The following is a 25,250-nucleotide window of genomic DNA, read 5'->3' on the forward strand; positions in this document are numbered from 1 at the left end:
GTACTACAGGGGGAACCGTGTCCAGTTGCAAGGTCTGCTCGCTCAAGGCCGACCACCCCGGCGTGGTCCTCGACGACCAGCAGGTGTGCAATCTCTGCAACCTGGACTTCGCCGAGGACCTGCTGACCAACTACCGCTACACCAACGAGGTGTTCACCGAGTTCCAGCAGGCCCCGCCGGCCTCCGGCGAGTTCGACTGCCTGTTCATGTACAGCGGCGGCAAGGACAGCACCTACATGCTGGACAAGTTCGTCAACGAGTACGGCAAGCGGGTGCTCGCCTTCACCTTCGACGTGCCGTTCGAGAGCGTCCACGCGGCGCAGAACATCGCCCTCGCGCGCGAGAAGATCCCGGCCACCTTCGTGCTGGACTCCGACGACGACAACATCAAGCTGATGATGCGCGAGGTGTTCAACCGCCCCGCGCCCAAGAAGCCCGGCAAGTACCTGGACGAGAAGCTGCCCTGCGTCTCCTGCCGGACCTTCTTCGTGCTGCGGGCGATCCTGATGGCGTACCGCCAGAAGATCCCGTACATCGCGCTGTGCGCCGACCCCCAGCAGATCCTCACCATGGAGTCCAACGTCCGCGAGGTGGTCAAGGACTTCTACAAGACCTTCGGTGAGCGGCTGACCGACACCCTCTTCGGGGGGCAGCTGGAGGAGCTGCTCTTCGACGAGGACGAGAACCTGCCGAAGATCGTCTTTCCGTTCATCGCGATGCGGCACGAGTACGACCCGGACCGGATCGTCGAGGAGCTGCGCGCGAAGGGGCTCTACCAGTCCTCGCCGCTGGAGACCCACTGCACGCTCTTCCCGCTCTTGAACTACTACTCGTTCAAGAACTGGGACTGCATGTTCTACAAGCTCAACGCGGCCAGCCACGTGCGGTCGGTCCAGCGCAACGCCGACTACGACCGCAACACCTTCAGCATCAAGTTCCCGCGCTCGCTGGACCTCGCCGGCGTCGAGCAGCGGCTCGGAGAAGTGGTGATGGCGATCGCCGCGGGCGAGGGCGAGCGCGCCGACCACGAGGCCGCGCTCGTGGACCTGTTCCAGCGGATGGACGCCACCGAGGACGCCGCCCGCTTCGTCGCCCAGAGCTTCCTCGACATGCGCTCGGTCGCCGCCGACCTCGGCATCCGGCTCAGCTGAACCACAACAGGGAGACCATCGTGACCATTTCCGACTCCGACGTCGCGATCATCGGCATCAGCTGCCGCTTCCCGGGTGCCGACTCGGTCGACAAGTTCTGGGAGGTGCTGCGTGAGGGTCGCGAGACCCTGACCCGCTACACCGACGAGGAACTCCTGGCGGCAGGGGTGCCCGCCGAGCGGCTGGCCGACCCGCGCTACGTGAAGGCCGGCCAGACCATCCCGGACGTCGACCTGTTCGACTCCGAGCTGTTCCAGTTCACCCACGACGAGGCCGAGATCCTCGACCCGCAGCACCGGATCTTCCTGGAGTGCGCCCTGGAGGCCCTGGAGCGCGCCGGCTACGACCCGGACCGCCACGAGGGCCACATCGGCGTCTACGCGGGCGCCGGCATGAACACCTACCTGCTGCACAACCTGGGCGAGCGCTACCGGGCGGCCTCCTCGGTCGACCACTACCGGCTGATGCTGGCCAACGACAAGGACTTCCTGGCCACCCGCGCCTCGTACAAGCTCAACCTGCGCGGCCCCAGCATCAACATCAACACCGCTTGCTCCACCTCGCTGGTCGCGGTGCACACCGCCTGCCTGGCGCTGCTGAGCGGCGAGTGCGACCTGGCGCTCGTCGGCGCCGTGCACCTGGGCCACCCGGGGCAGGGCTACCAGTACCAAGAGGGCATGATCTTCTCGCCCGACGGGCACTGCCGCGCCTTCGACGCCGAGGCCCAGGGCACCGTCATCGGCAGCGGCGCCGGCGTGGTGGTGCTCAAGCGGCTCAAGGCGGCGCTGGCCGACGGCGACTGGATCCACGCCGTGGTCAAGGGCTCGGCGGTCAACAACGACGGCTCGCTGAAGACCGGTTACACCGCGCCGAGCATCGCCGGGCAGGCCGAGGTGATCGCCGACGCGCAGGAGGTCGCCGACGTCGACCCGGACACCATCGGCTACGTCGAGGCGCACGGCACCGGCACCCCGCTCGGCGACCCGATCGAGGTCGCCGCGCTCACCCGGGCCTTCCGCCAGGGCACCGAGCGCGCCGGCTACTGCGCGCTCGGCTCGGTGAAGACCAACATCGGCCACCTGGACACCGCCGCCGGCCTGGCCGGCCTGGTGAAGACCGCGCTGATGCTGGAGCACGGCACCCTGGTACCGAGCCTGCACTTCACCCGGCCCAACCCGGACATCGACTTCGCCGCCAGCCCGTTCTACGTCAACACCGGGACCACCGCCTGGCCGGCCGGCGACGGCCCGCGCCGGGCCGGCGTCAGCTCCTTCGGCATCGGCGGCACCAACGCCCACGTGGTGCTCCAGGAACCGCCCGTCCGCACCGCCGCGCCGCGCGGGCGTGAGCGCGAGCTGCTGGTGCTCTCCGCCCGCTCCGAGGCCGCCCTCAAGCAGGCCGCCACCGCGCTGGCCCGCCACCTCAAGCAGCACCCGGACCTGGACCTCGGCGCGGTCGCGCAGACCCTCGGCCTCGGCCGGCGCCGCCACGCCCACCGGCTGGCGCTGACCGCCCGCAGTGTCCGGGACGCCGCGATGGCCCTGGCCGTCGGCGACGAGGAGCGGCTGCACCAGGGCGTGACCGGCCCGGAGACCGGCGGTGCCGTCCTGGTGCTGACCGGGGACGGCGCGCCGGAGGAGGACACCGCCGAGCTGTACCGGACGGTCCCCGCGTACCGCGCCGCCGCCGACGCCTGCGCCGAGGCACTGGGCCGCAGCGGCCAGAGCGGGGCGGTGCTGCGCGAGCACGGCACCGTCCACGAGTACGCGCTGGCCGCCACGCTGACCGCCTGGGGCCTGGCCCCGGCCGCCCTGGCGCCGAGCGGCGCCGGCCTGGCCGTGGCCGCGGCCCTCACCGGGGCGCTGTCGCTGGGCGAGGCACTCGCCCTGGGCCGGGGCGAGGCGCCGGCCCGGCTGGAGGTGCCGCGCCTGCCGGTGCTCAACCCCGCCACCGGCCGCTGGATGACCGAGGACGAGAGCCGGCTGCCCGACAGCTGGAGCAGTGCCGCGGGGCCGGTGGCCGACCTGGACGCGCTGCTCGCCGCCGAGGGCCACCACGCCCTGCCGCTGGCCCCGGCCGAGGACGGGGCGGCGGGGCCGGCCCACCTGTTGGCGCTCGCCGGGCAGGCCTGGGTGCGCGGGGCCGAGCTGGACTTCACGGCGCTGCACGAGGGCAGTGAGCCGCGCCGGGTGCCGCTGCCCACCCACCGCTTCGAGCGGCGCCGGCACTGGGTGGAGCCGGGTGGCGCCACCGCTGCCGCCCCGGCCGGCGCGGACCGGCTGCTGGCCCGCTTCGACCAGGAGGACCCGGCGCACAACGTCGAGCTGGTCACCGACTACCTGGCCGAGGAGATCGGCAGGGTGCTGGGCGGCCGTCACCTCGCCGCTCTGGACACCAACCTGTTCGACCTGGGCCTGGATTCGCTGGTGCTGATCGAGGTCGTCGCCAAGCTGAGCGAGGAGCTGGACTTCGCCGTCCCGGCCACCTCCTTCGTCGAGTTCCCGACCATCCGCGCTTTCGTCGACAACCTCGCCGAGCTGATGGAGTTCGGCCCGGCCCAGGACGCCGCCCCGGCCGCCGCCGCCCGTACCTCCCGGCGGGCCCAGCGCGCGGCGGGCCACCGGCCGTAACCCCCCCCCGGGCCCGCCCCGGTGGATCGGCCCCGCCCGCGCCGATCCACCGGGGGCCCCGGAGTTCTCGCGCCCGCCCGGCGCAGCAGCGGTACGCACCAGGCCCGTCGCGGCCGACCGATGACCTGTGAGAGAGAGCAATTGTGGACGACAAGCGCAAGCTGCTGCTGAACCTGCTGGCCCAGGCGGGGGCCGGTGCCAAGGCCGCGACCCTGGCCGACGAGGGCGTGGCGGTGGTCGGCGTCGCCGGCCGGTACCCGCTGGCCGACACCGTCGGCGGGCTGTGGGACAACCTGGTCGCGGGCCGCAACTGCATCCGCGAGGTGCCCGCCGAGCGCTGGGACGCGGACGCCCACTGGGACCCTGCCGGAGTGCGCGGCGGCTACAGCAAGTGGGCCGGGTTCATCGACGACGTCGACAAGTTCGACCCGCTGTTCTTCCAGATCTCCCCGGCCGACGCGGAGGCGATGGACCCCCAGGAGCGGCTGTTCCTGCAGACCGCCGCGCTCACGCTGGACGACGCCGGCTACCCGGCGGCCCGGCTGGCCGCCCAGGGCCCGGTCGGCGTGTTCGTCGGCGTGATGAACGGCAACTACGAGTGGATGGGCGGAGAGGCGAGCGCCCTGGGGGTGCGGACCGACGCGCACTCCAACTACTGGTCGATCGCCAACCGGGTCTCGTACACCTTCGACTTCACCGGCCCGAGCCTCGCGGTGGACACCGCCTGCTCGGCCTCGCTGACCGCGATCCACCTGGCCTGCGAGAGCCTGCGCAACGGGGAGTGCGCCGCCGCGATCGCCGGCGGTGTCAACCTGATCCTGCACCCGATGCACCTGAAGACCCTGGCGCGGCGCGGGATGATCTCGCACGACGACAGGCTGAAGAGTTTCGGCGAAGGCGCGGACGGCTTCGTCGACGGCGAAGGCGTCGGCGCGGTGCTGCTCAAGCCGCTGCGGACGGCGATCGCCGACGGCGACCGGATCCTCGGCGTGATCCGTGGCTCGGCCATCAACTCCGGTGGCAAGACCGGTGGTTACACCGTTCCCAGCTCGGCCGCCCAGGCCGGGGTGATCCGCGGCGCGCTCGGCCGGGCCGGGGTGGCGGCCGACACCGTCGGCTATGTGGAGGCGCACGGCACCGGCACCCCGCTCGGCGACCCGATCGAGGTCTCCGGGCTGGTCGAGGCCTTCGGCGGGCGGACCGACCCGGCCCGCCGCGCCGAGCTGCCGACCGTCGCGCTCGGCTCGGTGAAGTCCAACATCGGCCACCTGGAGTCCGCCGCGGGCATCGCCGGGCTCACCAAGGTGCTGCTGCAGTTCCAGCACGGGCAGTTGGTGCCCTCGCTGAACTCCGCCCGGCTCAACCCGGAGATCGACTTCTCCACCACCCGCTTCGAGGTCCAGCAGGTCCTGCGGCCCTGGCAGCGCCAGGAGCGCACCGGCGCGGACGGCGCCCGCGAGCAGCTGCCGCTGCGCGCGGTGGTCAGCTCCTTCGGCGGCGGCGGCGCCAATGCCTGCGTGGTCGTCGAGGAGTACCTGCCGGACGGCGCGCCGGAGGAGGTCCAGGCGGGTCAGCCGCAGCTGCTGGTGCTCTCCGCCAAGGCCGAGGACCGGCTGCGCGCCGCCGCCGGTGAACTCGCGGCCTTCCTGCGCCAGGACGCCCCGGCGCGGCCCGCCGCCGACCCCGGCGCGCTGGCCGACTCCCAGCAGCTCTGCCTGCGGCTGGCCGCCGAAACCGTGGGCGTGGCACCGGAGTTCCTCGACCTCGGCAGCGAACTCGCCGACTGCGGCTTCGGGGTGGCCGAACTGGCCCGCTACCACGCCCTGCTGGCCGCCGAGACGGGCACCGAACTGCCCGCCGCCGCGATCGCCGCGGGCACCGTCGGCGCGGTCGCCGAGGCCATGGCCGGGGCGCTCCCCGCGGCCGCCCCCGAGGCCGGCGGGCCCCGGCTCGCCGATGTCGCGCACACCCTCCAGTCGGGCCGCACCGGCCACGAGTTCCGGCTTGCCCTGGTGGCCGCCGCGCCGGAGCGGGCCGTCGAACTGCTGACGGCGTACGCGGCCGGGCAGGTGCCCGCCGAGCTCGTGCTCGGCCGCGCCAAGCGCGCCCGGGTCGACCTGACGGACGATCAAGTCGCCGCGCTGGAAGGCGCTTTGGCCCGCCGTGACCTCGCGGCAGTGGCCGGGCACTGGGTGGCCGGAGCGGTCGTCGACTGGTCGCGCACCACCCCCGCCGCCGCCCGTCGGATCGCGCTGCCCGGCTACCCCTTCGCCCGCCGCCGCTACTGGATCCCGCAGCCGCCCGCCCCGGCCGCCCCCGCCGCCACGGCCGAACCCGGCCAGGACGGGCCCGCGTCCTACCGCCCGCTCTGGGTGCGCGCCCAGGCCCCGGCCGAGGCCGCCGCCCGGCCCGAGCGGATCGTCGCCCTGGTCACCGCCGCCTCCCGCCGCCTCGGCGAGGCCGTCGCCGCCGCCCGCCCGTCCGCCCGGGTCGAACTGGTGGACCTGGACGACGCCGACTGGCTGACCCGTACGGGCGGCGCGGACCTCGTGCTCCACCTCGGCGGCGCCGGACTGCGCATCGCCGAGGGCACCGGCGAACGCGAGGCCGACGAGCACCTGCGGTACGGCTCGCTCTCGCTCTTCCGGCTGCTCAACTCCGGCCGCGCCGACCGGGTCGCCGTCGTCACCACCGACGCGCAGCCGGCCGCCGGCAGCACCGTGGCCAACCCCTTCGCCGCCGGCCTCCACGGCCTGCTCCAGGTCGCGCCCAAGGAGCGCCCCGACCTGCGGGTGGTGGGCATCGACCTCGCCTCCGCCGAGACCGAGGACGACACCGCGCTGCGCGCCCTCGCCGAGGCCGTCCTCGCCGAGCCACTGGACGGCGCCGGCCGCACCGTCGCCCTGCGCGGCGGGGTGCGGTACCACCGCCGGCTCGGCCGGATCGACCTGCCCGAGGGCGGGCCGGTCTTCCGCGACGGCGGGGTCTACCTGCTGGTCGGCGGCACCGGCGGCATCGCCCAGGAACTGAGCCTGCACCTGGCCCGCCGCCACCGTGCCAAGCTCGTCTGGTTCAGCCGCGGCGCGCTGGGCGCCGAGCACGAGGCCCGCGCCGAGGAGATCCGTGCCCACGGCGGCGAGGTCGCCCACGTGCGCGGCGACGCCTGCTCCCGTGCGGACCTCGCCGCCGCCGTCGCCGAGGCCCGCCTCCGCTTCGGGGCGCTGCACGGCGTGGTGCACGCCGCCATGGCCTTCGACAACCACCTGATCGCCGACCTCGACGAGGCCGCCTTCACCGCCGCGACCCGGGTGAAGACCGCGGGCGCCGCCGCGCTCGCCGCCGCCGTCGCCGACCAGCCGCTGGACTTCCTCACCTACTTCTCCTCGGCCGGCTCCTTCGGCAGCTTCGCGGGCAACGGCGCCTACATCTGCGCCTCCGCCACCGAGGACGCCTACGCGCTGTTCCTGCGCGAGCGCCTCGACGCGCCGGTCACCGTGATCAACCAGGGCTACTGGGGCCAGGTCGGCTCCGGCACCCAGCCCGGCCTGGAGGACATCTTCGCGGGCCTGGGCATCACCCCCTTCACCGCCGCCCAGGGCCTCGCCGCGATCCGGCGCATCCTCGCCGCCGGCCTGCCGCAGGCCATGCCGATCCGGGCCAACCGCCGCGCGCTGGAGGCCATGGGACACGATCCGTCGCTCGACGGCGAGCTGCTGCCCGGAGGTCACCCGGCCGCTCTGGCCGACGCCGCCGACCGCCTGGCCGCCGCCGTGGAGCCCGACCCGGCCGCGCGCCGGGTGCTGGCCGGCTACGACGAGCTGGAAACGGTCTCCGCGGCCATGCTGCTCGGCGTCTACCAGCGGATGGGCGTCTTCCGCCGCTCCGGCGAGCGCCATCACCCGGGGGAGCTGCGCACCGCGCTGGGCATCCTGCACAAGTTCGACCGGATGCACGAGGCGCTGCTCAACATCCTCACCGCCGCCGGCTTCCTCACTCGTGACGGCGAGCGGATCACCACCCTCGCCGCCGTGGACACCGTCGACCAGGCCGAGCTGGCACCCCGCTGGGAGGCCGAGTTCGACCGGCTGGCCGCCGAGTACCCGGACATCGAGCCGACCGTCACCCTCAACCGGCTGTTCCTGCAGTCCTACCCGCAGATCCTGCGCGGCGAGGTCGGTGCCACCGAGATCATGTTCCCCGGCTCGTCGATGGAGCTGGTGCAGAACTTCTACAAGGGCAACCCGCTCACCGACTCCTTCAACCTGCTGGTGCACGAGACCGTCCGCTGCTTCCTGGACCTGCGCCTGCCGCAGCTGCCGGCCGGCCGCACCGTCGAGGTGGTCGAACTGGGCGCCGGCACCGGCGCCACCAGCGAGCGGGTGCTGCCCGCCCTGGCCGCGCACCCGGGCCGGGTCGGCTACACCTTCACCGACATCTCGCCGCGCTTCCTGGAGTACGGCCGCGAGCGCTTCGCCGACCGCTACCCGTTCACCCGCTACCAGGTGCTCAACCTGGACCGCGGCCTCGCCGAGCAGGACTTCACCCCGGCCTCGGCCGACCTGGTGCTCGCCACCAACGTGGTGCACGCCACCCGCAACCTCCGAGCCACCCTGCGCAAGGCCAAGGCGCTGCTGCGCCCCGGCGGCTGGCTGGTCCTCAACGAGCTGACCGAGGTGCGCGCGCTGCTGACCATCGGCGGCGGCGTGCTGGAAGGCTGGTGGGTCTTCGACGACGGCGAGCTGCGCATGCCCGACTCGCCGCTCGCCTCGCCCGACGGCTGGACCAGGCTGCTGCACGAGGAGGGCTTCCGCCCGGTCCGCGCGCTCGGCGCGGGCGACCTGGGCCAGACCGTGCTGGTCGCCGAGAGCGACGGCGCGGTGCTCGGCGCCGTCCCGACGGCCGCCACCCCCGCCCGTACCGGCACGGCGCCGGAAACCGCCCAGGCGGCCCCGGCGCGGGACGTCCGGGCCGATGCCGCCGGCGCGGTGGGCGAGCGACTGCGCGAGCTCGTCGAGCGGGTCCTCAAGCTGGACGAGCGGATCGACCCGGACCGCCCGCTCGCCGACTACGGCTTCGACTCGCTCAGCGGGATGAAGATCGTCACCGCGGTGGACGAAGCCTTCGGCGTCACCGTGCCGCTGGGCGACTTCTTCGAGCGGCCCACCCTGCGTGAGCTGGCCGACCACCTGGCCTCCGGCTGGCTCGCCGACGCCGTCGCCGCGGCCGCGCCGGCCGCCCGGACCGCCCCCGTCACCCCGCCCGCCGCGCCGGCCACGCCCGTCGCCCCACCCGCCGCCACGCCCGTCGGCGCCGCCGCCGAGCTGGTGCTGCGCCCGCGCGGCGACCGCGAGCTGACCACGCACCGGCTCTCCGAAGGCCAGCGCGCCCTGTGGGTGATCGAGCAGATCGCCCCCGGCAACTACGCCTACAACCTGCCGCTCGCCCTCTGGTTGGACGCCGAAGCCGACGTGCTCGCCCTGCGCGTCGTCCTCCAGGACCTGCTGGACCGCCACGAGGAGCTGCGCGCCACCGTCCGCACCGGCGAGGACGGCCCGTACGCGCGGATCGCCGCCGAACCCGAGCTGCCCTTCCAGCAGATCTGGCTCACCACCCGGAACGAGGCCGACCTGCGCGAGCGGATGCGCGAGGACCTGCGGCGCACCTTCGACCTCGCCGCCGGCCCGCTGCTGCGCGCCACCCTGTACACCCTCGGCGACGGCCGCCAGGCCCTGCTGCTGACCTTCCACCACCTGGTCTTCGACGGCCTCTCCATCGCCGGCCTGCTCACCGAACTCGAAGGCGGCTACCGCACCCTGCGCGCCGGCCGGCCGCTGCCCGCCGACCGCCCCGCCCGCAGCTACGCCGACTTCACCGCCTGGCAGCGGGACCTGCTGGCCGGCCCCGAGGGCGAGCGGCTGCGCGCCTACTGGGCGGAGCGGCTGCGCGGCCGCCGCACCACCGTGCCGCTGCCGCTGGACCGCCCCCGCCCGGCCGTCCCCGGCTTCCGGGGCGCCAGTGTCGACGGGCACATCCCCGCCGAGGTCGCCGAGCGCGCCCGCGCCCTCGCCGCGGCCGAGCAGACCTCGCTCTTCGGTGTCCTGCTGGCCGGGTACTTCGCCCTGCTGCACCGCTACACCGACCAGGCCGACCTCGCCGTGGGCACCCCCACTGCCGGCCGCCCCGCCGGCGGCTACGAGGACGTGTTCGGCTACTTCATGAACATGGTGGTCCTCGCCGAGCGGATCGACACCCGGGAGGCCTTCCGCACCCTGGTCCGACGGGTCCACCGCACCGTCCTGGACGCCCTGGACCACAGCGCCTACCCGCTGCTCAGCCTCGCCGAGGACCTGCGCCGGGAGGACCCCGCCGCTTCCGCCCCCTTCAACACCGCCTTCTACTTCCAGAACTGGACCCGGGCCGCACAGCAGGGCGGCGTCGTCCTCGGCCCGGTCGAAGGCGTCCACCAGGAGGGCGAGTTCGATCTCACCCTGGAGGTCGTCGAGCAGTCCGAGGGCTGCCGCTGGACCCTCAAGTACGACCCCGAGCTGTTCGACACCGCCACCGTCGAGCGGATCGGCGAGCACTTCACCACCCTGCTCGCCGCCGCCGTCGCGGGCCCCGAGACCGCCGTCGGCGACCTCGACCTGCTGACCGCCGACGAGCGGGCCGCCCTCGCCGCGCCCGGGGCTGCCGACTACCCGGCCGACACCCTGGTCTGGGAGCTGGTCCGCCGCCAGGCCGAGGCCCGGCCCGGACAGGTGGCCGTCCGCCACCGCGACACCGAACTGACGTACCGTCAACTCGTCGAGCAGGCCGAGGCCCTGGCCGCCCGGCTGCGCGCCGCCGGGGTCGGCCGGGGCCGCACCGTCGGCGTGCTGCTGCCGCGCGACGCCGGCCTGCCGGTCGCCCTGCTCGCCGTCCAGGCGGCCGGTGGCGCCTACGTGCCGCTCGACCCCGCCTACCCGCGGCAGCGCCTCGCCTACATGGCCGAGGACGCCGGGCTGCATCTGATGCTCACCCACTCCTCGATCCCCGGCGGGTACGGCGCGGTGCCCCGGCTGCTGGTCGACGGCGAGGAGCAGCCGCCCCAGGCCCCCTCGCCCGGTCCGGCCGAGCCCTGCGACACCGCCTACGTCCTCTACACCTCCGGCTCCACCGGGCAGCCCAAGGGCGTCGCCGTCCCGCACCGCGCGCTGGTCAACTTCCTTTGGTCGATGGCCCGCGAGCCCGGCTTCGGTCCGGGCGACACCCTGCTCGCGCTGACCACCGTCTGCTTCGACATCTCCGGCCTGGAGCTCTACCTCCCGCTGATCAGCGGCGGCACCGTCGAGGTGCTCGACACCGAGACCGCCAAGGACGGCCTGCGGCTGCGCGAGGCGCTGGAACGCTCACGGGCCACCGTCGTCCAGGCCACCCCGGCGACCTGGGGCATGCTGCTCGCCGCCGGCTGGAAGGGCGACCCGGGCCTGACCGTGCTCTGCGGCGGCGACGCGCTGCCCGCCGACACCGCCGAGGCCCTGATCGCGGGCAACCGTGCCGTGTGGAACCTGTACGGCCCCACCGAGACCACCATCTGGTCCACCGCCGCGCGGCTGCGCCGGGGCGAGAAGGTCACCATCGGCCTCCCGATCGCCAACACCCTGCTCCACGTGCTCGACAGCTCCCGTCGCCCGGTGCCCACCGGTGTGGCCGGCGAGCTGTACATCGGCGGCGACGGCGTGGCCTCCGGCTACCTGGGCCGACCCGAGCTCACCGACGAACGCTTCCTGCCCGACCCCTTCGCCGACGGCCCCGCCGCCCGGATGTACCGCACCGGCGACCTGGTCCGCCGGCTCGCCGACGGCCGGCTGGAGTACCTCGGCCGGATCGACTCCCAGGTGAAGGTGCGCGGCTTCCGGGTCGAGCTGGAGGAGATCGAGGCGACGCTGCGCCGGCTGGACGGCGTGCGCGAGGCCGTCGTGGTGGCCCGCGGCAAGGACGGCGCCCACCACTCGCTGCTGGCCTGCTACGTGCCGGTCGAGGGTGCCGTCGAGCCGACCCGTGAGCAGCTCGCCGCCTGGCTGCCCGGCCACATGCTCCCGGACCTGCTGGTCCCGGTCACCGGCTTCCCGCACACCCTCAACGAGAAGGTCGACCGGGCCGCCCTGGCCACCCTGCCGGTCGCCGAGCTGCGCGCCCGCTACGGCACCGGCACCGGCGCCGTCGACCCGGCCGCTCCGGCCGCCACTTCGGCCGCCACTCCGGCCGACCGGGTCGGGCTGCTGGTCGCCGAGCTCGCCGCCAGTGTCGCCCGGATCGCCGGGACCAGTGCCGAGGAGATCGGCCCGCGCACTCCGCTCGGCGAGGTCGGCATGAACTCGGTGAGCTTCACCGAACTCAGCACCGAGCTGCGCAAGCAGTACGGGATCGAGGTCTACCCCACGCTCTTCTACCAGCGCGGCACCCTGCTGGCGCTGGCCGAGCACCTGTGGCAGCACCACAGCGCCGAGCTGACGGCCCGCTTCGGCACCCTCCCGGCCGCGGTCGCGCAGGCGCCCGCCACCGCGCCCGCACCGGCCGCCGAGCGGGCGCGCGGCACCGGCATCGCCGTCATCGGCATGGCCGGCCGGCTGCCCGGCTCCACCGACCTCAAGGAGTTCTGGCAGCACCTCGCCGCCGGGCACGACCTGGTCGGCGAGATCCCCGCCGAGCGCTGGGACTGGCGCGACCACCCCGGCACCCGTTCCCGCTGGGGCGGCTTCGCCCCCGACGTGGACCGCTTCGACGCCGCCTTCTTCGGGATCTCCCCGCGCGAGGCCGAGCTGATGGACCCGCAGCAGCGGCTCGTCCTGGAGGTCGTCTGGTCGGCCATCGAGGACGCCGGGTACCGTCCGTCCGAGCTGGCCGGCAAGCGGGTGGGCGTCTTCATCGCCGTCACCAACTCCGACTACCTGGAAGTCCAGCGGGCCGCCGGGCGGGGCACCGAGGGCCACACCATCACCGGCGCCGCGCTGTCCATCGTCCCCAACCGGGTCTCCTACCTGCTGGACCTGCGCGGCCCCAGCATCGCGGTGGACACCGCCTGCTCCGGCTCGCTCACCGCCGTCCACCAGGCCGCCGCCGCCCTGCGCGACGGCACCTGCGAGCTCGCCATCGCGGGCGGCGTCAGCCTGATCCTGTCGCCGGGGGTGTACGAGGCGCTGAGCCGGGGCGAGATGCTCAGCCCCGACGGCCGCTGCAAGGCCTTCGACCGCCGGGCCGACGGCTACGTGCGCGGCGAGGGCGCCGGCGTGGTGCTGCTCAAGCCCGAGGACCGGGCGCAGCGCGACGGCGACGCCGTGCACGCCGTCATCCGCTCGGCGGCACTCAACCACGGCGGCCGCACCACCTCGCTCACCGCCCCCAACCCGGACGCCCAGGCCGACCTGCTGGTCGAGGCCTACCGTTGCGCCGGGGTCCCGCTGGAGAGCGTCGGCTACATCGAGGCGCACGGCACCGGGACGGCGCTCGGCGACCCGATCGAGACCACCGGGCTGAGCACCGCCTTCCGCCGGCTGCGCGCCGAGCAGGGCGGCACCGCCGCGCCCGGCTGTGCGATCGGCTCGGTCAAGACCAACATCGGCCACCTGGAGGCCGCCGCCGGCATCGCCGGGCTGTTCAAGGTCGCGCTCGCCCTGCGGCACGCCACCATCCCGGCCAGCCTGCACTTCCAGGAGCAGAACCCGTACCTGGAGCTCGACGGCGGCCCCTTCGAGGTGGCCGCCACCGCCCGACCCTGGCCGCGCCCGCGCGATGCCGCCGGGAGCGACCTGCCGCGCCGCGGCGGGGTCAGCTCCTTCGGCTTCGGCGGGGCCAACGCGCACATCGTGCTGGAGGAACCGAACGTGCCGGACACCCGCGAGGAGAGCGCGACGGAGCAGCTGTACGTGCTCTCCGCCCGCGACGAGGAAGCGCTGCGGCGGACCGCCGAGCGGCTCGCCGACCACCTGGCGCAGCAGGACGTGCACGCCGCCGACCTCGCGTACACCCTCCAGGTCGGCCGCGAGCCGATGGCCCACCGGCTCGCCGTCGTCGCCGACGGCCCGGCCGCGCTGCGCGCCGAGCTGACCGCCCACCTGGCCGGCCGCCCGTCGGCCGTGCGCACCGGGCAGGCCGAAAGGGCCGTCACCGCCCGCCCGGCCACCGGGGGCACGGACCTGACGGCGCTCGCGCGGGACTGGCTGGCCGGCGCCGAGGTCGACTGGGCGGCCCTGCACCGCGGCGCCGCCCGCCGCCGGGTCCATCTGCCGGCGTACCCGTTCGCCCGCACCCGGCACTGGGTTGCCACGGCCCTGGCCGTCCCGGTGCCCCAGGCCATGGCGGCTTCCGCGCCTTCCGCGCCTTCGGCGGGGGAGTCGGCCGGGCGCCTGCACCCGACCCTGCTGGACGCCAACCTCTCCACCTTCGGCGAGCAGCTCTTCGGCAAGACGCTGACCGGCGAGGAGTACTTCCTGCGCGACCACGTGGTCGGCGGCGAGCGGGTGCTGCCCGGCGTCGCCTACCTGGAGATGGCCCGGCTGGCCGGCGAGCTGTCCGCCGGCGGGACCCCGGTGCGCGGGGTGGACGGCCTGGTCTGGGCGAGCCCGGTCCGGCTGCCGGTCGGCACCCACGAGCACCGGCTGCTGGTCAGGCTGACCGGCGAGCGCGCCGGGAGCGCCGTCGAGCGGGCCTCCTTCGAGGTGCGCACCGCCGGGGCGGGCGCCCCGGTGCACGCCCGGGGCACCCTGCTGTTCGGCGAGGCCGGGAACCGCCCGGCCCCGGTCGACCTGGGCGCGGTGCGCGAGCGCTGCACCACCGTCCACGACGGACCGGACTGCTACCGGGCCTTCTCCCGGCTCGGCTTCGACTACGGGCCCGGCTTCCGGGTGATCGACCGGCTCGCCCAGGGCGCCGGCGAGGCCCTGGCGACGCTGCGGCTGCCCGAGGCGCTGCGCGCCGAGGCCGGCGGGTACGCCTTCCACCCCTCGCTGCTCGACGCCGCCCTGCAGACCGCCGGACGGCTCGCGCCGGGGGCGGGCGACCCGGCCGTCCCGGTGCCGTACCTGCCCTTCTCGCTGGGGGCGGTGCGGCTGTACGCCGACCTGCCCGAGCGGGTCCACGCGTACGCCACCCCCTCGGCGCGCCCCGCCCCGACGGGCACGCTCTGCTTCGACGTCGCCCTGCTGGACGAGGCCGGGGCGGTCCTCGCCTCGATCGACACCTTCACCCTGCGGGCCGTCCCGGCCGCCGCCCCGGCGGCCTCCGACACCGTCCACGCCTTCGAGCCGCTCTGGCGCCCCGCGCCCGCCGCCGCCCGGGAGCCGGCCGGCACCGTACTGGTGCTGGACGCCGGCACCCGCGGCCGGGCCGTGGCCGCCGTGCTCACCGAATCCGGGGCCGAGGCCCGGGTGGTCGCCCTCGGCACCGGCTTCGACGCCGACGCGACCGTCCGCGCCCTGCCGGCCGGCCCGGTCGACGTGGTCCACCTGGCCGACGAGGACGCCGGCACCGCCAGCGCCGTCGAGCACGGCTTCCACGGCGCCCTGGCCTTCCTGCAGGCCTGGCAGCGCGAGCGGCGCGGGGCCCTGCGCTACCTCTACGCCCACCGCGAGGCCTCGGCCTCGCCCGTCCACCCCGCGATGGCCGGCTTCGCCCGTACCGTGCGCCTGGAGCACCCCGCGGTGGACTTCGGCGTGCTGACCGTCGCCGCCGGCCCGCTCGCCGAAGCGGTGGCCGCCGAGCTGCGCGCCCAGGGCGAAGCCGAGGTGCGCACCGGGGCCGACGGCCGTACCCGCCGCGCCTGGCGGCAGGCCGAACTGCCTGCCGCCGAGCCGGCGTTCACCGGCACCGGGGCCCACCTGATCACCGGCGGCACCGGCGCCCTCGGCCTGCTGCTCGCCGAGCACCTGGCCGCCGCCCGTCGTGGCGCCGGTGCCACCGCGGGCGGGATCGTGCTCGCCGCCCGCACCGCCCCCGGCCCCGTGGCGCTCGCCAGGGCCGAGGCGGCCGGCGCCCGGGTCGTCCTGGCCGACATCGCCGACCCGGCCGGCGTACGCACCCTGATCGCCGAGGCCCGCCGGGCCCACGGCTCGGTCAGCGGTGTCCTGCACGCCGCCGGGGTGCTGCGCGACGGCCTGCTCGGGCGCAAGGAGCGGGCCGACGCCGAGGCCGTCCTGGCCGCGAAGGTGCACGGCACCGTGCTGCTCGACGACGCCACCCGGGACGAGCCGCTGGACTACTTCGTCGCCCTCTCCTCGGCGGCCGCCGCCTTCGGCAACATCGGCCAGGGCGACTACGCCTTCGCCAACGCCTTCCTCGACCACTTCGCCGAGCAGCGCGAGGAGCGGCGCCGCCAGGGCACCCGGCGGGGCCGCACCCTGGCCGCCGCCTGGCCGGTCTGGGCCGACGGCGGCATGCGGATCGACGCCGCCGCCGAGGAGTTCATGGGCCGCACCTTGGGAATGCGCCCGGTGCGCACCGCCCCGGGCGTGGCGGCCCTGGAGCGCGCGCTGAACGGCACCGCGCCCCGGCTGCTGCTCGCCCCGGGCGACCCGGCCCGGATCCTGGCCGCCCTCGACGGCCGCCGGGCCCCCGAGCCGGAGGCCGGGCCGGCCGCCTCGGACGCGCTCGCCCCGGCTTCGGCCGAGCAGGGCGGCACCGGGCGGGAACGGGCCGAGGCGCTGGTGCTGCGGCTGCTCGCCGAGGAGCTGAAGCTGCCCCAGGCCGAGATCACCGTCACCGAGCCCTTCGAGTACTACGGGGTGGACTCGCTGATCACCATGAGCCTGGTGCGGCGCCTGGAGGAACGGGTCGGGCCGCTGTCGAAGACGCTGCTCTTCGAGTATGTGACGGTCGCCCAGCTGGCGGAGCACCTGGCCACCGCACACCCGGAGGCCTTCGCCGCGCCGAGCGTGCCCGCCGTGCCCGCCGAGCCCGCCGAGCCGGTTTCGCCCGCCGAGCCCGCCGCCGCGCCCCTCGCCGTTCCCGCCGCTCCCGCCGCCCCGGCGGACGCCGCCCCCGCCGGGGACGACATCGCCATCATCGGAGTGGCCGGCCGCTACCCGCAGGCCGACGACGTGGACGAGTTCTGGCGCAACCTGCGGTCCGGCCGGGACAGCGTCGAGGAGATCCCCGGCGAGCGCTGGGACCACGCTCGCTTCTACGACGCCGACAAGTCCGTCTTCGGCAAGACCTACGGCAAGTGGGGCGGCTTCGTGCGCGGCGCCGACCGCTTCGACCCGCTGTTCTTCCGCATGTCGCAGATCGAGGCCGAGCACACCGACCCGCAGGAGCGGGTGTTCCTGGAGACCGTCTGGCACCTGCTGGAGGACGCCGGCTACACCCGCGAGCAACTGCGCGGCACCCGCACCGGCGTGTTCGTCGGCATGATGTACGGCCACTACCAGCTGTACGGCGTCCAGGAGGCGCTTCGCGGCAAGGGCTTCGCGACCTCCTCCTCCTACGCCTCGGTGGCCAACCGGGTCTCGTACTTCTTCGACTTCGCCGGGCCCAGCGTTGCCCTGGACACCATGTGCTCCTCTTCGCTGGTCACCATCCACCAGGCCTGCCTGGCCATCCGCAACGGGGACTGCGAGGTCGCCGTCGCCGGCGGCGTCAACATCTCCAGCCACCCGGTGAAGTTCCTCCAGCTCGCCCAGCGCGGCTTCCTGGCCGAGGACGGCCGCTGCCGCAGCTTCGGCGAGGGCGGCACCGGCTACGTCCCCGCCGAGGGCTCCGGCGCCGTCCTGCTCAAGCGCCTGGACGCGGCGCTGGCCGACGGCGACCGCATCCTCGCGGTGGTCAAGGCCTCCACCGTCAACCACGGCGGCGCGGGCGCCGGTTACAGCGTCCCCAACCCGCAGGCGCAGGGCGACCTGGTCCGGGTGGCGTTGGAGCGCGCCGGGCTGCGCCCCGCCGACCTCGACTACCTGGAGGCGCACGGCACCGGCACCGCGCTCGGCGACCCGGTCGAGGTCAACGGCATGCTGCGGGCCTTCAAGGGCGACCTGCCCGAGCGGCTGCCGATCGGGTCGGTGAAGTCCAACATCGGGCACGCCGAATCGGCGGCCGGCATCGCGGCGATCACCAAGGTGCTGCTCCAGCTGCGCCACGGCGAGCTCGCCCCCTCGCTCCACGCGGACCGGCTCAACCCGAACATCGACTTCGGCGCGACCCCGTTCGAGGTGCAGCGCGAGCGGGCGCCCTGGCCGCGCAGGGCCGACGCGGACGGCACCGTACGGCCGCGCACCGCGGGCGTCAGCTCCTTCGGCGCGGGCGGCACCAACGCCCACATCATCCTGCAGGAGTACCTCGGCGCGCCGCAGACCCCGGCTGCCCCGGTCGGCCCCCAGCTGGCCGTGCTCTCCGCCCGGGACGCCGACCGGCTGACCCGACAGGCCCGCCGCCTGGCCGCCCACCTGAGGGCCGCGGCCGTCGAAGGCGCCGCACCGGACGCGCAGCAGATCGCCTGGACGCTCCAGAGCGGCCGCGAGCCGATGGCCCACCGGTTCGCGGTGCTCTTCCGCGACCCGGCCGAACTCGCCGACCGCCTGGAGGAGTTCGCCGCCGGCCGCACCCCCGCCGAGAGCTGGACCGGCGCCGTCGACCCGCGCCGTCCGGCCGCCGGCGACACCCTGCCGGCCGACCCCGCAGCGTACGCCGCCGCCTGGACCACCGGCCGCAAGGTCGACTGGTCGGCCCTGCACCCGGGCACCCGGCCCGGCCGGGTCGCGCTGCCCGGCTACCCCTTCGACGGCGAGCGGATCTGGCTGGCCGCCGCCGAGGCCGAACTGGCCGCACTGGACGGCGACCGTGCCCGGCAAGGCCTGCTGCTGACCCGGCAGTGGACCCCCGCCGAGCCCGCCGCGCGGACCGCGCCGCCCGCCCGCACCGCCGTCCTGGCCGCGCCCGGCACCGAGGCGTCGGCCGCCCTGCTGGCTGCTGCGCTGCCGGCCGCCGAGGTGCTCACCGTCGACGCCCTCACCGCCGAACTCGCCGACCCGGCCACCCGCTGGGACCGCTTCGACGCGGTGGTCGACCTGGCCGGCTGCGCCGACCCGTCGCTGCCGCCCGCACACTCCGTCCTGCCCACCTGGCTGCGCTGGCTCCAGCAGCTGGTCGACCGGGGCAGCCGCGAGCTGACCGCCCTGATGGTCTCCCGGGGCGCGACGCCCGCCGCCGACGGCGGCCCGGCCGCCCTCGGCGGCGCAGCCCGCGTCGGCCTCTACCGGATGCTCCAGAGCGAGTACCGCCACCTGCGTTCCCGCCACGTCGAGCTGGAGCGCGGCACCCCGGACGAGCAGCTGGCCCACTGGGTGACCGAGGAGCTGACCTGCGGCGACGAGCCCGCTGAGACCGCCTGGCGGGCCGGTGTGCGGCACCGCGCCGAACTGCGTGAGCTGCCCGAGGGCCCGGCACGGAAGCTGCGCTTCCCGGAAGGGCACGTGCTGTGGGTCACCGGTGGCACCCGGGGCATCGGCCTGCTGACGGCGCGGCACTTCGTCGCCGAGCACGGCGTGCGCAAGCTGGTCCTCACCGGCCGCGAGGAGCTGCCGCCGCGCGGCGAGTGGCCCGGACACATCGCGGCCGACGGCCCGCTCGGGCGCAAGCTCCGCCCGCTGGCCGAACTCGCCGACCAGGGCGTGGAGCTGGAGGTCGTGGCCGTGCCGCTGGAGGAGCGCGAGGCGCTCGCCAAGACGCTCGCGGACGTCAAGCTGCGGCTCGGCCCGGTCGGCGGCGTCGTCCACAGCGCCGGTTTCACCGACTTCGAGAACCCGGCGTTCGTCCGCAAGCCGCAGACCGGCATGGCCCGGGTGATCGGCCCGAAGGTGTTCGGCGTCGACGCCCTGGTGGAGGTCTTCCGCGACGAGCCGCTGAGCTTGTTCGTGCTCTACTCCTCGGTCGCCGCCACTGTCCCCGCGCTCGCCGTCGGCCAGAGCGACTACGCGCTGGCCAACGCCTACCTGGACGCCGTTGCCGAGGCCCGCCCGTACGGGCTGCCGCTGGTCAGCGTGCAGTGGCCGAGCTGGAAGGACACCGGCATGGGGGAGGCGCGCAGCGGCGCCTACCAGGCCTCGGGCCTGGCCACGCTCACCGACCGGCAGGGTCTCGACCTGCTGGATCGGGCGCTGGCCAGCGGCGCCCGGGTGGTGCTGCCGGCGATCGCGCGGCCGGACGCGCCGTGGCACCCGGAGCGGCTGACCGACCGCCGGCTGGAGGCCGCGGCCCCCGCGGCTCCCGTCGCCGCGGCCACCCCGGCTGCGGTGGCGGCGGCCCCGGCCGCCGACGGTTCGAAGGCCCTGCGGGGAGCGGCCGCGGCGGCGTCCTCCTGGCTGCTCGACCGGCTCGCGGAGGAACTGCGCTTCGAACGGGCCAAGTTGACGGGTGACGTGCCGGTGCACGACTTCGGCATCGACTCGATCATGGTCTCCCAGCTCGTCCAGACCGTCGCCAAGCGGCTGGACGTCACCGTCGACCCCTCCGCGCTGCTGGAGCACCCCACCGCGGACGGTTTCGCGCAGTACCTCGCCGAGGAGCACCCGGCGGAGCTGTCGGCCGCCTTCGGCGAGGCCGCACCGGCAGGACCGGCCCCGGCCCCGACCGCGCCTGCCGCCGCCCCGGCTACGACCGCTCCCGCCTCCCCGGCCACCGCGCCCGCCGCCCAGGCCGTCGCCCCCGGCACGGCACCCTCCGCGCCCGCCGTCGGCACCGACATCGCCGTGGTCGGCCTGTCCTGCCGCTTCCCGGACGCCGCCTCCGCCGAGGGGTACTGGGAGCTGCTGCGCCAGGGCCGCTCGGCCCTGCACCCGATCCCCGAGCGGCGCTTCGGCCGTCCGGTCGGCTACCACGCCGGCCTGCTCCCCGAGGTGCTGCGCTTCGACCCGAAGGCCTACCTGCTCTCCGAGTCCGACGTGGCGGCCATGGACCCGCAGGCGCTCCTGCTGCTGGAGGAGGTCCACCAGGCGATCCACCACGCCGGCTACCGCCCGGCCGACCTGAAGGGCCGCAAGGTCGGCGTCTACGTCGGCGGCCGGGCCACCCACACGCCGGACGCCCTCGCCCTGGAGCAGGCCAAGAACCCGGTCGTGGTCACCGGCCAGAACTACCTCTCCGCCAACGTCTCGCAGTTCTTCGACCTCCGAGGCCCCAGTGTGGTGGTCGACACCGCCTGCTCCTCGGCGCTGGTGGCGATGGACATGGCCGTGCAGGCGCTGCGGGCCGGGAACCTGGAGGCCGCCGTGGTCGCCGGGGTCAACCTGCTCGCCGACGACCGGGCGCACCAGGTCTTCGGACAGCGCGGCCTGCTCAACCCGGGCGCCGAGTTCCACGTGTTCGACCGTCGGGCGGCCGGCCTGGTGCTGGGCGAGGGGATCGGTGTCGTCGTCCTCAAGTCGCTGGCTCGGGCCGAGGCCGACGGCGACCGGGTGCTCGCCGTCCTGCGCGGCATCGCCATCAACAACGACGGCCGGACCGCCGGCCCGGCGACCCCCAACCTCCAGGCCCAGAAGGACGTCATGGTCGAGGCGCTCGCGCGCAGCGGCCACGGCCCGCAGGACATCGGCTGGGTGGAGGCCAACGGCTCCGGCTCGACCGTCACCGACCTGCTCGAACTCAAGGCGGTGGAGTCGGTCTACCGCAAGGACTCGCGGCAGCCGGTCGCGCTCGGCTCGATCAAGCCGAACATCGGCCACCCGCTGGCGGCCGAGGGCATTGCCGCGTTCATCAAGGTGGTCCTGATGCTGCACCACGGCCGGCAGGTGCCGTTCGGCTCCGGACAGGTGCCGCTGGATCACTTCGACATGGACGCCTCGCCGCTGTACTTCCCGCGCGAGGCCCGTCCGTGGCCGGACTCGGCGCAGCTCGCCGCGCTCAACTGCTTCGCCGACGGCGGCACCAACGCCCACCTGCTGCTCGCCCCCGCCCCGGCCGGGCACCGCGGCGGCCGGGCCCCGCTGCCGCGGCCCACGCTGGACCGACGGGTGATCATCCGGGGCACCGCGGAGCCGTCGACCACCGGGGCTCCGGCCGCTCCCGCCGCCGGCCTGTTCTGGGACACCTACCGATGAGGGGGCCGACGGCCGAGCAGGCCCGCACCGCTTCCCTGCCCGTGGTGTTCATGTTCTCCGGCCAGGGCTCGCAGTACTACCGGATGGGCAAGGAGCTCTTCGACGACAACCGGGTCTTCCGCGACGAGCTGTGCCGGCTGGACGCCGAGGCCGCCGAGGCGCTCGGCGACTCCGTCCTGGCCCGGGTCTTCGACCCGGCGATGCGGAAGAACGACCTGTTCACCGACACCAGGTACACCCACCCGGCGATCGTCATGATCGAAATCGCCCTGGCGCAGACCCTGCGGACTGCGGGCGTCGAGCCCGACCACCTGCTCGGCTCCAGTCTGGGCGAGTACGCGGCGGCCGTCGTCGCGGGCAGCATCTCCTCGCGGGACTGCCTGCGGCTGCTGGTCCGCCAGGCCGACGCACTGCGGGCCGGCCCGCGCGGCGGGCTGCTCGCCGTGCTCGCCGGGCCCGAGGTGCTGGACCGGGTGCCCGCACTGCGCGCCTGTGAGGTGGCTGCCCGCAACCACCCGGGCCACTTCGTGGTCGCCGGCACCGACGCGGCGCTCGACCGCGCCGAGTCCGAGCTGCGCGCCGCCGACGTGATGCACCAGAGGGTGCAGGTCGAGTACGGATACCACTCCAGCATGATGGACGAGGTGATCGAGGCCTGCCGCGGCGCCTTTGACGGGATCGCGTTCACGCCGCCGCGCCTGCCCTGGACCTCCAGCGTGGACGGCCGCCTGGTCGAGCGGCCCGACGCCGAGCACTTCTGGCAGGTCGCCCGCCGGCCCATCGAGTTCGAGCAGGCGATGGCCGCCATGCGAGGCCGCGGGGAGTTCCTCTATCTGGACCTCGGCCCCTCCGGCACCCTCCACAACTTCGCCCGCGGCAACCTGCCGGCCGGGAGCCGTTCGGTCTCCCTACCGCTGCTGAGCCCCTTCGGGAACGACCCGGGCCTGTTCGCCAGGGTCCTCGCGGCCGCCGGCCCGAGGCCGGCTCCCGCGCCCGGGCCGGCTCCCGCGCCCGGGACGGTTCCCGTATCCGGCACGGCCCCCACTCCCGCAGCGGCACCTGCCCTTGACGTACCAGCACCGAGGAAGGCACACGGAATGAAGGTCTACGGCTTCCCTGGCCAGGGATCCCAGCAGCGGGGCATGGGCAAGGGACTGTTCGAGAAGTTCCCCGAGCAGACCGCGATCGCGGACCGGGTGCTCGGCTACTCCATCGAGGAGCTGTGCGTCGCCGACCCCGAGCGCAAGCTCGGCCGTACCGAGTACACCCAGCCGGCCCTCTACGTGGTCAGCGCGCTGACGTACCTGGACCGCCTCGCCGAGGACCCGGAGCCTGCCGACTACCTGATCGGCCACAGCCTCGGCGAGTACGTGGCCCTGTTCGCCGCCGGCGTCTTCGACTTCGAGACCGGCCTGCGCCTGGTGCAGCGCCGCGGCGCGCTGATGGCGGCGGCCGACGGCGGCGGGATGGCCGCGGTCGTCGGCTGCGACGAGGACACCATCACCCGGACCCTCGCCGACTCCGGTATCGACGGCCTCGACCTCGCCAACCACAACGCCCTGGACCAGTTCGTCCTCTCCGGCCCCCGGGACCGGATCGACGAGGCCTGCCTCGCCTTCGAGGCCGCCGGCGCCCGCGCCGTCCGCCTCAACGTCAGTGCGCCGTTCCACTCCCGCTACATGCGAGGCACGGCGGAGGAGTTCGCCGTCTTCCTGGGCGGGTTCACGCTGCGCCCGCCGACCGTCCCGGTGCTCGCCAACGTGGACGCCCAGCCGTACCGGGCGGACGCCATCGCGCCGACCCTGACCGCGCAGATCGCCTCCCCGGTCCGCTGGACGGAGACGGTGCGCCGGCTGATGGGGCACGGGGACTTCGAGTTCGTCGAGCTGGGCCCCGGCAAGGTGCTCAGCCGGCTGGTCACCAAGATCCGCGACGCCGCCGAGCCGCTCCCGGCGCCGGTGCTCCCGGCGCCGGTGCTCCCGGCGCCGGTGCCGCCGGTCGCCGCGGCCCCGGTCGAGCCGGAGCCTCAGCCGCTGTCCGCGTCCGTGTCCGTTCCCGGGGCCGTGCTTGCGCCCGCGTCCGGGCCGGTGCCCGCGGCCTCGTTCGCCGTGGACGCCGACAGCCTCGGATCGCGCGGCTTCCGCGAGCGGTACGGGCTGCGCCGCGCCTACCTGGGCGGCTCGCTCCACGGCGGCATCTCCGGCCGGGAGATGCTCCGCTCGCTCGCCAAGGCGGGCCTGCTCGGCTTCCTCGGCACCGGCGGGCTCACCCTGGCCGAGGTGGACCAGCAGCTGCGCGCCATCACCGCCGAGCTGGGCCTCGGCGGCACCTTCGGCGCGAACCTGCTCTACCGCCACGGCGCGCCCGAGGAGGAGAACGCGCTGGTCGACGTGCTTCTGCGGCACGACGTCGACCTGATCGAGGCCTCCGGCTTCCCGCTGATCACCCCGGCCCTGGTGCGCTTCCGACTCAAGGGCGGCCGGATCATCGCCAAGGTCTCCCGCACGGACGTCGCCGCCGAGTTCCTCGCCCCGCCGCCCGAGCGCGTGGTCGCCAGGCTGCTCGCGGACGGTCTGGTCACCGCGGAGGAGGCCCGCGCCGCGGCCGGCCGGCCGATGGCCGACGACCTGTGCGTCGAGGCCGACGGGGGCTGGCTGAACAGCACGGCCGACCTCCTCACCCTGCTGCCCGCGGTGCTCCGGCTGCGGGACCGGCACGCTCTGCCCGGCCACCCGGTGCACGTCGGCTGCGCGGGTGGCATCGGCACCCCGGAGGCCGCGGCCGCCGCCTTCCTGCTCGGCGCCGACTTCGTCCTGACCGGCTCGGTCAACCAGTGCTCCGTCGAGGCCGCCACCAGCCCCGAGGTGAAGGACATCCTCCAGGAGATGCGCGAGTACGACGTCGAGACCGCCCCCTGGGGCGAGATGTTCGAGCTCGGCGTCCGTGCCCGGTACGTCAAGCGAGGTCTGTTCTTCCCCGCCCGCGCCTCCCGGCTGCATGAGCTGTGGCGCCGTCACGGCTCGCTCGCCGAGCTCGACGCGGAGACCAGGAGCCAGGTGTTCGACCGATACCTCGGCGGGGAGCCCGTACCGGCCCCGGCCCCCGACGCCGATCCCAAGGCCGAGCTGGCAGCCGTCTTCCGCCGCTACTTCCAGCGCGGTTTCCGCCTCGCCGTCAGCGGCGACCAGCGCGCCCGGGTCGACTACCTGGTGCACAGCGGCCCTGCCATGGGGGCGTTCAACCAGGTCGTCGCGGGCACCGCACTGGAGCCGTGGCGAGCCCGAACCGTCGAGGCCATCGCCGATGCCCTCCTGGAGGGCGCCGCAGCCCACCTCACGGAGCGTCTGAGCACCTTCCGCTGACTTGCCGAACCGCAGGTGTAGGCCGTCTCCACCGGAGGGTGGGGA

At 75.0% G+C, this 25,250-nt stretch carries 4 protein-coding genes; all 4 read left to right on the forward strand.

Annotated features, from left to right (window positions below):
• The first annotated feature begins 17 nt into the window (after positions 1–17).
• Complete coding sequence (locus tag QWJ13_RS13335) at positions 18–1,151, forward strand: adenine nucleotide alpha hydrolase family protein (RefSeq protein WP_316524144.1); 1,134 nt, start codon at positions 18–20, stop codon at positions 1,149–1,151.
• A gap of 20 nt (positions 1,152–1,171) precedes the next feature.
• A complete protein-coding gene (locus QWJ13_RS13340; RefSeq protein ID WP_316524145.1) occupies positions 1,172–3,781 on the forward strand; it encodes a type I polyketide synthase in 2,610 nt (869 codons plus the stop codon).
• Positions 3,782–3,924: 143 nt separating this feature from the next.
• Positions 3,925–21,843, forward strand: coding sequence for a non-ribosomal peptide synthetase (locus QWJ13_RS13345; RefSeq protein ID WP_316524147.1), 17,919 nt, complete (start codon positions 3,925–3,927; stop codon positions 21,841–21,843).
• Positions 21,840–25,205, forward strand: coding sequence for an ACP S-malonyltransferase (gene fabD / locus QWJ13_RS13350; protein ID WP_316524148.1), 3,366 nt, complete (start codon positions 21,840–21,842; stop codon positions 25,203–25,205). The genes QWJ13_RS13345 and fabD overlap by 4 nt, the downstream gene beginning before the upstream one ends.
• Positions 25,206–25,250 lie beyond the last annotated feature (45 nt).

The organism is Kitasatospora brasiliensis, assembly GCF_032654805.1.
Lineage (GTDB): Bacteria > Actinomycetota > Actinomycetes > Streptomycetales > Streptomycetaceae > Kitasatospora > Kitasatospora brasiliensis.